The sequence below is a fragment of the uncultured Parasphingorhabdus sp. genome (genome assembly GCF_963975735.1).
Classification (GTDB): domain Bacteria; phylum Pseudomonadota; class Alphaproteobacteria; order Sphingomonadales; family Sphingomonadaceae; genus Parasphingorhabdus.
Genome location: NZ_CAXBIA010000023.1, coordinates 1 through 11,965, shown reverse-complemented (window position 1 = coordinate 11,965; position 11,965 = coordinate 1). Strand labels below are relative to the sequence as shown.

General features: G+C 58.8%; 9 protein-coding genes and 1 riboswitch. All 9 genes read left to right on the top strand.

All coding sequences use genetic code 11. The annotated features are described in order from the left end of the window. Positions 1–22: 22 nt before the first annotated feature. The 9 genes from ftsA to gcvPB all read left to right on the top strand — a co-directional run bounded on the left by ftsA (position 23) and on the right by gcvPB (position 11,883). The gene (gene ftsA / locus AACZ86_RS15630; protein ID WP_339694288.1) at positions 23–1,282 is read left to right on the top strand and encodes a cell division protein FtsA; all 1,260 of its coding nucleotides are present in this window, start codon (positions 23–25) and stop codon (positions 1,280–1,282) included. A 105-nt stretch (positions 1,283–1,387) separates the two neighbouring features. Further along, positions 1,388–2,941 carry a cell division protein FtsZ gene (ftsZ, locus tag AACZ86_RS15625; RefSeq protein WP_339694286.1) on the top strand — a complete coding sequence of 518 codons (1,554 nt, stop codon included), beginning with the start codon at positions 1,388–1,390 and terminating at the stop codon, positions 2,939–2,941. 134 nt (positions 2,942–3,075) lie between these two features. Then, on the top strand, positions 3,076–4,890 hold the full coding sequence (locus tag AACZ86_RS15620) for an SPOR domain-containing protein (RefSeq protein WP_339694283.1): 1,815 nt from the start codon (positions 3,076–3,078) through the stop codon (positions 4,888–4,890). After that, on the top strand, positions 4,887–6,047 hold the full coding sequence (locus AACZ86_RS15615) for a deoxyguanosinetriphosphate triphosphohydrolase (protein WP_339694281.1): 1,161 nt from the start codon (positions 4,887–4,889) through the stop codon (positions 6,045–6,047). The genes AACZ86_RS15620 and AACZ86_RS15615 overlap by 4 nt, the downstream gene beginning before the upstream one ends. Positions 6,048–6,170: 123 nt before the next feature. Further along, positions 6,171–6,830 carry an NAD(P)H-binding protein gene (locus AACZ86_RS15610; protein WP_339694278.1) on the top strand — a complete coding sequence of 220 codons (660 nt, stop codon included), beginning with the start codon at positions 6,171–6,173 and terminating at the stop codon, positions 6,828–6,830. A 107-nt stretch (positions 6,831–6,937) separates the two neighbouring features. After that, positions 6,938–7,039, top strand: a riboswitch (glycine riboswitch). A gap of 229 nt (positions 7,040–7,268) precedes the next feature. Further along, on the top strand, positions 7,269–8,411 hold the full coding sequence (gcvT, locus tag AACZ86_RS15605) for a glycine cleavage system aminomethyltransferase GcvT (RefSeq protein WP_339694275.1): 1,143 nt from the start codon (positions 7,269–7,271) through the stop codon (positions 8,409–8,411). Positions 8,412–8,434: 23 nt separating this feature from the next. Further along, positions 8,435–8,806, top strand: a complete 372-nt coding sequence (gene gcvH / locus AACZ86_RS15600) for a glycine cleavage system protein GcvH (RefSeq protein WP_339694272.1) — start codon at positions 8,435–8,437, stop codon at positions 8,804–8,806. Positions 8,807–8,944: 138 nt separating this feature from the next. Then, a complete protein-coding gene (gene gcvPA / locus AACZ86_RS15595) occupies positions 8,945–10,303 on the top strand; it encodes an aminomethyl-transferring glycine dehydrogenase subunit GcvPA (RefSeq protein ID WP_339694269.1) in 1,359 nt (452 codons plus the stop codon). Then, positions 10,300–11,883, top strand: a complete 1,584-nt coding sequence (gcvPB, locus tag AACZ86_RS15590; RefSeq protein WP_339694266.1) for an aminomethyl-transferring glycine dehydrogenase subunit GcvPB — start codon at positions 10,300–10,302, stop codon at positions 11,881–11,883. Before gcvPA ends, gcvPB begins: the two co-directional genes overlap by 4 nt. The last annotated feature ends 82 nt before the right edge of the window (positions 11,884–11,965 follow it).

Here is an 11,965-nt window from a genome sequence, read left to right as displayed (position 1 = left end):
ATCGGGGTGAAGGACTAGACAAATGGCAGCACGGGTAGAGAAAATCTTCACAGCACTGGATATCGGTTCGTCCAAGATATCCGCGATGATTGCCGGGCGGATGGACAATGGCGAACTGACGGTTCTTGGCACTGGCCAGCGCGCCAGCAAGGGCGTGAAGCGCGGCTATATCGCCGATACCGAGACCACCGAGCTGGATGTCCGCGACGCAGTCGAACAGGCAGAGCGCATCGCAGGGACCAATATCGACGATGTCTGGGTGAGCTTCTCCGCCGGTGGTCTGCAGAGCATGCTGACCTCGGTCGAAACCGAACTGGGCGGCCACCGGATCGAGCAGGAAGATATCGATCTGCTTCTCGACGCCGGGCGCGCCAGCATTGATCCCAAGGGCAAGATGGTGCTGCACGCTCAGCCGGCTCTCTATACGCTCGACGGTCTGAACGGGGTGAAGAAGCCGAAAGGCCTGCACGCCGATCGCCTTGGCGTCGATATCCACGTCATCCTTGCCGAAGGTTCGCCGGTCCGCAATATCGATATGAGCGTGCGCGGCGCGCATCTGAATGTGAAATCTATCGTCGCATCGCCGATCGCTGCCGGAACCGCCTGCCTTTCCAAGGAAGAGCGCGAACTTGGCGTGGCGCTGGTCGAACTGGGCGCGGAAGTGACCAATGTTTCGCTGTTCGCTGGCGGGATGCTGGTCGGTTTGACGACGCTGCCATATGGCGCTGCCGATATCACCGACGATATTGCCTCCTCCTTTGGTTTGCGGCGCGCGCAGGCCGAGCGGATCAAATGTTTCTATGGCTCGGCGACCACCAGTCCTCGCGACAATCATGACGTTATCAATCTTGATCTGGAGAAAAGCGCCGAACATAGCGACGAAGACGGACGGATCACCCGCGCGCAGCTGATTTCGGTCATCCGCCAGCGGCTGGATCATCTGATCGGCGAAATCGGGCGGTCGTTGAAGGAACTCGGATTTACCGGTCCGGTTGGCCGGCAGGTTGTGCTGACGGGTGGCGGGGCTGAACTCAAGGGCATCGCCGACTACGCCCAGTCCGCTCTGGGGCGCACGGTGCGCATCGGTCGACCGACCGGCCTGAGCGCTCTTCCCGAAGCGCACAGCGGCCCTGCTTTCGCCGGACTCGCGGGGCTCGCGCTCTATGCATCACAGGATCCGGTTGATCTGCGATCGATGTCGGGAAGCCATCAAAAAGTTTACAAATATGGCGGATCGGCAGTGATCGGGCGTTTGATGTCGGCGATCCGTGGAAATTTTTAGTAAAGCGACAAAATAAATTAAGTTTTCGGGTGATTCCCACGCAAAATTTGTGCAAAGCGTTAACAAAATATGACAGCACGACCAAATGTCTCGGGAGACAATGAGATGAGTATCAATATTGGCCCACCGGAAGTCGAAGAACTGAAACCGAAAATTGCGGTTATCGGAGTCGGCGGAGCCGGGGGTAACGCCATTGCCAACATGATTGCGGCACAGGTCGAGGGCGTTGATTTTATCGTCACCAACACCGACGCGCAATCGCTTAACAGTTCGACGGCCGAACGGCGTATCCAGCTTGGCCCCGATATCACACAGGGTCTGGGTGCCGGATCACGTCCCGAGGTTGGCCGTGCAGCCGCCGAAGAAACCATCGATCTGGTCGAGCAGGCGCTGGAAGGCACGCATATGTGCTTTATCGCTGCCGGCATGGGCGGCGGTACTGGTACCGGTGCTGCTCCGGTGATCGCCAAAGCCGCCCGCGACCGCGGTATATTGACCGTCGGCGTAGTGACCAAGCCATTCACCTTTGAAGGCACACGCCGGATGAAATCGGCTGAAGCCGGTATCGAGGAATTGCAGAAGAACGTCGATACATTGATCGTCATTCCGAACCAGAACCTGTTCCTGGTCGCCAATCCGAACACGACCTTCAAGGAAGCGTTCCTGCTTGCTGACGAAGTCCTGCAACAGGGCGTTCGCGGCATTACCGATCTGATGGTCATGCCGGGCCTGATCAACCTTGACTTTGCCGACGTGCGCAGCGTGATGCACGAAATGGGCAAGGCGATGATGGGTACCGGCGAAGCCGAAGGCGACGGACGTGCGCTGGAAGCAGCCGAAAAGGCCATCGCCAATCCTCTGCTCGACGGCGTGTCGATGCAGGGCGCCAAGGGCGTTATCGTTTCCATCACCGGCGGCGAAGACATGCGCCTGATGGAAGTCGACGAGGCAGCCAATCATATTCGCGAACTGGTCGACCCCGATGCGAATATCATCTGGGGCAGCGCGTTTAACCCGAATCTGGACGGACGTATCCGTGTTTCGGTTGTCGCCACCGGAATCGATAGCGAGGGTAGCAGGTCCTCATCCGCGCCGGTTGCGTCCTTCGCTATGGGCAGTTCAGCGCCCAAATCGGAAGATATTCCGCTGTCGTCCAGCTTCGCTTCGTCGATTGCCAGCGACGATGATGCAGAAGAAGCCGCTCAGGAAGCCGAAATCGCGTCCGCACCGGTGCCAGACACAGATGTCGAACCGGAAATCGAACAGGAAGTCGAGCCTGAGGCGTCACCAACTCCCGTCGCGACATATGGCGGTGATGACGAGGAAGAATATGAAGACGAGACAGCGACAACGCCGTCTTTCGCCTCGCTTACACCGGGAATGGCTGCTGCAAAGCATGTGCCGGAGGACGATGACGAGGACGAACTGGTGCTGGGCGATGATGCCATCCAGGTCTACGATGATGAAGAAACCGGTTCGGCGGTTCCACCACCGCCACCGGCACCACGGGTCGCTTCTGGCGGCGGTACGTTGTTCGAACGGATGTCCAATCTGACACGAGGCGGATCAAAGGCCGATGAAGACGATGGTGGCGAAGATGATAAATCTTCCGATCCACTGGACATTCCACGATTTTTGAACCGGCAGAATAATCAATAGGCTCGGGATCGGTTCCGGCGGATTTATATGCTGATGGGGTGGCACGAGGTAGTTTGTCTTTTTCGTGCCACCATTGGCCTTGCCAGGCTTCGGGAACGATTGATTTCGTGTGCAATCATTCCTTTATGCGTTTTGTGAAACATAAATTTAAAATATTGCTGGCGATGTCCGCGACGCTTGTCGCGACAAGCGCTCCTCTGTCGCCTGCCGTTGCGCAATATAGCAATCAGTCCGATTCCGATGATCTCCAGGACGCGTTGCGCCGGATTGCCCGCGATTCCAATGATTCCTCCGCTCTGGCAGATGCCGGACTGGCAGCACTGAAGCTCGGCGATATGCGCGCGGCGATCGGTTTTCTCGCCAAGGCGGATCAAATCTATTCTTCAAGTGGCAGAGTGAAGGTCGGTCTCGGCAGAGCCTTGCTCGCCGAGGAAAATCCGTTTGGCGCGATCCGTTATTTCAACCAGGCCGTGGACAACGGTATCGCGGCGCGCGAAATCGCGGCGGATCGCGGGCTCGCCTATGATCTTGTTGGCCGGAACCGGGATGCGCAGAAAGACTATGAGCTGGCGATGCGCTATGGCACCAGTGAAGAACTGATCGAGCGCTATGCCGTTTCGCTTGGGATCAGCGGCGATGTTGAACGGGCGGATGCGCAACTCAACCCCTTGCTCCAGAAAAGCGACCGTGATGCATGGCGCAACCGGGCGTTTATCTATGCCATGAACGGCAAGAAAAAAGACGCCGAGAATATAATCGAGCAAACCATGGAGCGGCGAATGGCGAAAGCCATCAAGCCGTTTTTTGATCGGATGCCCAAGCTGACTGCGGCGCAGAAGGCCGCAGCCGTCCATTATGGTCATTTCCCCGCCAGCGAAAATATCGGGGTCGATGTGGCCGCGGTTCAAATGGCGTCCAATATGGCCGCCAGAGGCGGTGACGGCGCAGATGCAGGACTGATCCCGGTCGGACCGGCACTGGGCGCAGATGTGGAACGTCCCCGTGTGCTCGCCATGCCCGATAAATCGCCGCGTCGTCGCCCCGGGACGACAGACCGGGTAAAAGCCGACCGGAAAGCGAGCAAGCGATCTAAGAAGAATGAATTGGTCGTATTGTCCCGCACCGATTTGCCGGCCCCGGCAGCAACCGGTTCCGGCCGCGCACCGACATTTTCAAGCGCGGCAGCGCCATCCGTGAAGAGTGAGCCGGAGCCTGCAAAGAACCCGCCGGAACCAGTGGATATAGCGGAAAGCCAGACGGCGGCTAAAACAGCTGCTCCCGGTTTTCAAACCACTCTCGGCGTCAGTCAGTCCCCGGCGCTGGTGTCGCAAACCGTCGAGCGCAAGGTCGAGATTGCCGGTCGTGCTCCGGTTTCCCGGTCACCGGTCCAGTCCTTCCCGGCGAACCCGCCCGCGGCCGAAGCGGGAACGGAAAAGCCAGAGAATTTGATCAATTTCGACCTCGCCCAAACACGGTCTGCTCCGGTCGAGATGGCTGCTGCCGAACCGGCGAGGAGGCCGCTTTCCGACATTATCAACGGCATTGATATTCCCGAGCAGGAAAAGCGAGCCGGTGTGGTTCCGGTTGATCTGGACGAAATCGAACCGGCCAAGCCACAGCCAAAAATTGTCGCCAAACCGGTTGAGAAAGCTGTGGTCAAACCGAAGGAGCCTGTGCATCCGAAACGCTACTGGGTGCAGATTGCAACGGGTTCGAATCTCGATGCGCTGAAATTTGACTATCGCCGCATGACCAAGAAGCAGCCGGAACTGTTCAAGAACCAAAAGGCCTGGACCTCGCCCTGGGGCCAGACCCGGCGGCTGGTGATCGGACCCTTCGACGATTTCAAGGCGGCCAAAGCCTTTGAAGCGGATTATCGCAAGGATGGCGGCGACGGTTTCGCCTGGGCCAGTGCCGATGGCGTCGAGGTCAACGAGCTGACCAAATGAGCCAGTTGAAAATTTATGCCAGCGATCCGGCTGACAGCCGGGGCCGGTTGCACGATGAAAAACGCGATGTCACACGCGGCCCGCGCGATGATTTCCAGCGCGACCGCGACCGGATTATCCACAGTATCTCCTTCCGCCGCTTGCGCCACAAGACCCAGGTTTTTGTCGCGCCCGATGGCGACCATTATCGCGTCCGGCTGACTCACAGTCTGGAGGTTGCGCAGATTGGCCGCACGATGGCGCGCGCACTCGGCCTGAACGAGGATCTGACCGAAGCGCTCTGTCTCGCGCATGATATCGGGCATCCACCTTTCGGCCATGCCGGGGAAGATGCGCTGCAGGAAGCCCTCGCTGAATTCGGCGGGTTCGATCATAACGCGCAGACCATCCGGACGCTGACCAGACTCGAGACTCCTTATCCGCGCTGGAACGGTCTCAACCTGACATGGGAAATGTTGGAGGGGCTCGCCAAACATAATGGTCCGGTGGCAAAACCGACATGGGCGCTGGCTGAGGTCAATGACGCGATGGACCTCGACCTGCATAGCTGGCCGTCGCTCGAGGCGCAGATTGCGGCGATTGCCGACGATATCGCCTATGACAATCATGATATCGACGACGGCATGCGGGCGGGACTGCTGACACTCGATCAATTGCTCGAACTGCCGTTCATTGCCGAACGGTGGCAGATGATTTGCGACCGCTTTTCCGACGTGCCGCGAGACCGGCTATTTCCGGAACTGATCCGTGACCAGATCGGACTGATGGCCAATGACGTATTGGAAACCACGCAGGCGCGTATAGACGATCTGGGTGTGAAGTCGCCGGATGATGTGCGTCAGGCAGGTCAGATGATCGGTGGATTTTCCAGCGCTATGGCCGAGAAGGAACGGGCGCTCAAAAAGTTCATGTACAAGAATCTCTATCATCACCCCAAGCAGACCGGCGCGGCGGAAGAGGGCAAGATGATGGTCGGTGATCTGGTGAAAGCCTATCGTGAGCGACCGGACCTGATGCCCGACGACTGGGCCTCGGCGCTGCCCAAAGCGGAGCCGGACCGGATCCGCCATATCGCCGATTTTCTCGCCGGGATGACGGATCGGTATGCACGCAACCGGCACCAGGAAATATTTGGCGAGCGGGTTTCCGCAAAGTGATATCGTCACCCCAGCGCAGGCTGGGGCCCAAGCCGATCGAACGATTCCCGCAAACTTTGTTTTGGATAGCAGCCTTCGCTGCTATGACGGCTTATCAATAGCAAGCTTTTGGGGATAATAGACATGGCCGATAAAGTCCTGATCGTCGGAGCCACCGGCCTGATCGGCAGTCTGCTGACCCACAAACTGGTTGAACGGGGGCTGGGGAACAAGCTCCACCTGCTGCTCCGCAGACCCTATCGCGAAGACGTCGGCAAAGCTAAAGTCCACGTCCAGCTGCAGGAAAACTGGCCGGCAACAATTGCCAAAATAAAGCCGAATATTGTGATATCCTGCCTTGGATCGACGATGAAAAAGGCGGGGTCGAAGGAAGAATTTGCCGCGGTCGACCGCGATCTGGTCGGCACAGTGGCAACCGCAGCCAAGGCGGCGGGCGCGAAACAGTTTATCGCAGTGTCGTCAACCATGGCGGACAGCAGCGCTTCCAGCTTCTATCTGAAAACAAAAGGCGAGGCCGAGGACCTGATGCGCGCCCAGAAATTCGACCGTCTCGATATCATCCGTCCCGGCCTGCTGCGCGGGGAACGGACCAGTGAAAGCCGCATCGGTGAAAGCCTCGCTATCGCCGCCAGCCCTATCATGGACCTTCTATTGCACGGAAAATTCCGTCGCTACCGCTCGATCCTCGCCAGCGACGTTGCCGATGCGATTGTTGCGTTGATGGCGGAGAGCGCTGCCGGGCAATTTGTGCACGAGAATGATGCGATCTGGGAGCTGGTTTGAGCGCCGCTGACAAAAATACTGCACCGCACAACAGAATCGTTGACTCCTTCCGACCGCTGTTCCACTCATAAAGCTGCTTTTTGATCGGCGCTCTCGGGCAAGGATCTTGAGACGTTGCGGGAGAGCGTTTTTCTGTCCCACAAGACCGAAAAGCCGCCGAAGGAGCAACCGCCCCGGAAACTCTCAGGCGAACGGACCGCAACCGTCTCACAAGCACTCTGGAAAGAGTCTGTCATGGCTTTAGCGATGATGGGCCACCGAAGGGGAAATCCTCCTTCGCCAAGGCTTCGGCGGACAAGGTTCGTCAAAGCCGGATAGTAGAAGCGGGCTTGTCCGCCGAAGCTTTAGCGAAGGCGGGAAAACTCTCAGGTTCCGTGACAGAGGGGGCAGTTTTGCAGGGCTTTGCTGCGAGCTGTCTTTTGTCTGGGCGGAATAGATATGAGTGAAAATAGCGAAAATCTGAAACAATTGCCTCTCGGCGACTGGCATCGCGGCCTCGGCGCGCGGATGGTGCCGTTTGCCGGCTATGAAATGCCGGTGCAATATGAAGGCGTGATGGCCGAACATATCTGGACCCGGACCGAAGCGGGCCTGTTCGATGTCTCTCATATGGGGCAGCTGCAGCTGACCGGTGAGGGCGCAGCCGATGCGCTCGAGCGGATCACGCCGGGCAATCTGTCGGCGCTGGCGCCGGGCAAGATCCGTTATACTTTGCTGCTCGCTCAGGATGGCGGGATATTGGACGACCTGATGGTCACCAACACCGGCCATAATCTCTATCTGGTGGTCAATGGCGCGACCAAATATGATGATATCGCCTATATGCGCGATCAGCTGCCGGACAGCGTCACGCTCAACCATCTCGAAGATGCGGCACTGCTGGCGCTGCAGGGACCAAAGGCTGCAGCTGCTCTGGCGAAGCTGGGTATCGATCCGTTCGAGCCGGACTGGCCAAAGCCGACTGACCTCTATTTTATGGAAGCCGGGCCGTTCCTGTGGCGCGGTATCCCGCTCGGGATCAGCCGCTCGGGCTATACCGGCGAAGACGGGTTTGAAATCAGTGTCCCGTCGGAACATGCCGAGACGCTTGCTTCGGCATTGATGGAGCTGGAAGAAGTACGGCCGATTGGTCTGGGCGCGCGCGACAGTTTGCGGCTGGAGGCGGGATTGCCGCTTTATGGCCATGACATGGGCCCTGACCTGTTGCCGGTCGAAGCGAATCTCAGCTTTGCGCTGTCCAGGCTACGGCGCGAAGAGGGTAATTTTGCCGGAGCGGAGCGCGTGCTGGCGCAATATCCGGACAAGGCCGCAAAAAAACGCGTCGGTCTTTTTGTCGACGGTCGCCAGCCTGTTCGCGAAGGTGCAACGATTGTTGATGATGCCGGTATGGCCATCGGCACGGTGACGAGTGGCGGTTTCTCGCCAACGTTACAGCGCCCCATCGCGATGGCTTATGTCCCGATGGACCTGTCCGAAACCGGAACTGCCATTACCGTCGAACAGCGCGGTAAAAAAATTGCTTGCACCGTAGCGGATATGCCTTTTGTAAAGCATCACTATCACCGCAAATCCAAGCAATAGATTGACAGGAAGAGGAAACGAGCATGAGCCGATATTATACCGATGAACATGAATGGGTCGATGTCGAAGGCGACACGGCGACCGTCGGGATTACCGACTATGCGCAGGAACAGCTGGGCGACATTGTGTTTGTCGAAGTGCCCGATGTCGGCACGGAGCTGGGCCAGGGCGACGATGCCGCAGTGGTGGAATCGGTCAAGGCGGCCTCCGACGTCTATGCGGCGGTCTCCGGCGAAGTGATCGAAGTGAACGAGATGCTGGAAGACGAGCCCGGACTGGTCAATTCATCGGCCGAAGAAGACGGCTGGTTCTTCCGCCTGACCCTGTCGGACAAGGACGAGCTTGACGATCTGATGGACGAGAAAGCCTATAAGGCGTTCGTCGACGGCTTGTAAGGAATTTTCCCCTCCTCTTTAGAGGAGGGGATCAAGGGGTGGTGGCGATGCTTCAGCATCGCTCGCGTTAGCGATACGCAGCACGAAACCACCCCAACCCCTCCTTTGAAAAGGAGGGGTTAATGTGAAGGAAAGAAAATGCGTTATCTCCCGCTGACTCCCGACGACCGGCAATCCATGCTGGCCACTATCGGCGCGCAATCGGTCGACGATCTGTTTGTCGATGTGCCGGAGGAAGCACGGCTGACCGGACCGATTGACGGACTGCCGATGCACGCGGGAGAGATGGCGGTGGAAGCGCATATGAAGGCGCTTGCGAAAAAGAACCACGCTGCTGGCGACATGCCCTTCTTCCTCGGGGCAGGGGCCTATCGCCATCATGTCCCGGCGAGCGTCGACCATATCATCCAGCGCGGCGAATTCCTTACCGCTTATACGCCCTATCAGCCGGAGATCGCGCAGGGCACGTTGCAGACGCTGTTTGAATTCCAGACCCAGGTCGCGCGGCTGTTCGGCGTGGATGTCGCCAATGCCTCGATGTATGACGGCTCGACCGCTTGCTGGGAAGCCATCACCATGGCCCGCCGGATCACCAAGCGCGGCAAGGCGATCCTGTCATCGGGCCTGCACCCGCATTATGTTTCGGTCGCTAAAACCATGGCCCGCTTCACCAAGGATGATCTGTCCTATCAGGCGCCGACCCTTGAAGCCGCGACCGATGGCCAGAGCCTGCTCGACCAGATCGATGACGAGACCAGCTGCGTGGTCGTCCAATATCCCGATATATTGGGGCGCATTGGTGATCTCTCCGCGATTGCGGAAAAGGCGCATAAACATAAAGCATTGCTGGTTGCTGTTGTGACAGAACCTGTCGCTCTTGGTGCGATCAAGTCACCGGGCGAAATGGACGCGGATATTGTTGTTGGCGAAGGCCAGTCATTGGGCGTCGGTCTGCAATTTGGCGGACCCTATGTCGGGCTGTTTGGCTGCAAGCAGAAATATGTCCGGCAAATGCCCGGCCGGCTCTGCGGAGAGACCGTCGATGCCGAAGGAAAGCGTGGGTTTGTCCTGACGCTTTCCACCCGCGAGCAGCATATCCGCCGTGAGAAAGCGACGTCCAATATCTGCACCAACAGCGGGCTGTGCGCGCTGGCTTTCTCGGCGCATATGACCTTGCTCGGTGAAAAAGGCCTGCGCGAACTGGCGATGCTCAATCATAAAATGGCGGTGCAGGCAGCAGACCGGCTGTCGAAAATTCCGGGCGTAAAACTATTGAATGACAGTTTTTTCAACGAGTTCACGCTGGTCCTTGATGCCGATTCTCGGCCGTTGGTGCGAAAGCTTGCCGACCAGAGAATATTGGCCGGTGTCTCGCTCGGCCGCCTGTATCCGGAGGTTACGCCGCTCGCGCATGGTTTGCTGGTCGCGGTCACCGAAACATCCACCGAGGGAGAGCTCGAGCAATTCGCGACCGCTCTGGAAGGAACCCTGTCATGAGCATGCTCTCCGAAGGCCGTCCGACCAGACAGGAAGACAATCTGCAGATGACGGACACTGGTTCCGTCACCACCCACACCGGCAACCGCGCGCTGATGGTCGATGAACCGCTGATCTTCGAAATCGGCTCGCCGGATCGCAGCGGTGTCGATCTGCCGGATGCACCGCAGGTCGAAAGCCGTCTCGGTGGTCTCGAACGCGAAGAACCGATCGCCATTCCCGGATTGTTCGAGGGCGAGATGGTGCGTCACTATACAAGGCTGAGTCGCCAGAATTACGCCATCGACGTCGGCCTGTTCCCGCTCGGCAGCTGCACCATGAAGCACAATCCGCGGCTCAACGAAAAAATGGCGCGGCTCAAGGGCTTTGCCGATATCCATCCGCTGCAGCCGGTGGACAGCGTGCAGGGCGCGCTTGGCGTGATCAACGAACTGGCCGTCTGGCTGATCAAGCTGACCGGCATGCACGGCGTGGCGATGACACCCAAGGCCGGCGCGCATGGCGAGCTTTGCGGCATTCTGTGTATCCGTGCTGCTCTGGAGGCACGCGGCGATGCGCGTGAAGTGATCCTTGTGCCCGAAAGTGCCCATGGCACCAATCCGGCGACCGCCGCTTTTGCCGGTTACAAGGTCGAGGATATTCCCGCCAATGCCGCTGGCCGGGTCGATCTGGAGGCGCTCAAGGCGCGTCTCGGTCCCGACGTGGCGGGCGTGATGATCACCAACCCGAACACCTGCGGCCTGTTCGAGCCGGACATGAAGGCGATTTCCGATGCGGTGCATGCGGCGGGCGGTTACGTCTATTGCGACGGCGCCAATTTCAATGCCATCGTCGGCAAGGTACGACCCGGCGATCTCGGCATCGACGCGATGCACATCAATCTGCACAAGACCTTCTCCACCCCGCATGGCGGCGGCGGACCGGGTTCCGGGCCTGTCGTATTGTCCGAAGCGCTTTCTCCTTACGGGCCGCTGCCCTTTACCGAGCGCCATGCCGATGGCCATATCACGCTGGTCGAGGAAGAGACGGTCGAGGACCGGCATCCGTACACATTCGGCCGCATGAGCGCCTTTCACGGCCAGATGGGCATGTTCACCCGCGCGCTAACCTATATCCTCAGCCACGGCGCAGACGGCCTGAAACAGGTGGCGGAAGATGCCGTGCTCAACGCGAATTATATCCTGCGCAGCCTCGAGGACGTGCTCGACGCACCGTTCGCCCACAGCGGGCCATGCATGCACGAGGCGCTGTTCTCGGACAAGGGCTTCACCAATGAGCTGACAACGCTGGATCTGGCCAAGGGCATGATCGACGAGGGCTATCACCCGATGACCATGTATTTCCCGCTGGTGGTGCACGGCGCGATGCTGGTCGAGCCGACCGAGACCGAGAGCAAGGCGGCGATCGACCAGTTTATCGGAGCATTCCGTTCGGTGGCCGAACGCGCCAAGGCCGGCGACGAAAGCCTGAAAAGCGCACCCTATTTCGCTCCCCGGCGGCGACTGGATGAAACGCAGGCGGCGCGCAAGCCGATATTGGTGTGGACGGAACCGGAGGAATTTGCTCAAGCTGCGGAGTGAGGGGGGAGTTAGTGTGTTCGTTATGCAATTTCCTCCCCGTTGCGCAGCAATGGGGAGGTGGCAGCCGGAACGGCTGACGGAG

Bases quoted from the DNA above. Each gene is read 5' to 3' on its own strand.
- gcvPB (WP_339694266.1), top strand. From the start codon at position 10,300: ATGAGCATGCTCTCCGAAGGCCGTCCGACCAGACAGGAAGACAATCTG.
- ftsZ (WP_339694286.1), top strand. From the start codon at position 1,388: ATGAGTATCAATATTGGCCCACCGGAAGTCGAAGAACTGAAACCGAAA.
- gcvT (WP_339694275.1), top strand. From the start codon at position 7,269: ATGAGTGAAAATAGCGAAAATCTGAAACAATTGCCTCTCGGCGACTGG.
- AACZ86_RS15615 (WP_339694281.1), top strand. From the start codon at position 4,887: ATGAGCCAGTTGAAAATTTATGCCAGCGATCCGGCTGACAGCCGGGGC.
- AACZ86_RS15610 (WP_339694278.1), top strand. From the start codon at position 6,171: ATGGCCGATAAAGTCCTGATCGTCGGAGCCACCGGCCTGATCGGCAGT.
- ftsA (WP_339694288.1), top strand. From the start codon at position 23: ATGGCAGCACGGGTAGAGAAAATCTTCACAGCACTGGATATCGGTTCG.
- gcvH (WP_339694272.1), top strand. From the start codon at position 8,435: ATGAGCCGATATTATACCGATGAACATGAATGGGTCGATGTCGAAGGC.
- gcvPA (WP_339694269.1), top strand. From the start codon at position 8,945: ATGCGTTATCTCCCGCTGACTCCCGACGACCGGCAATCCATGCTGGCC.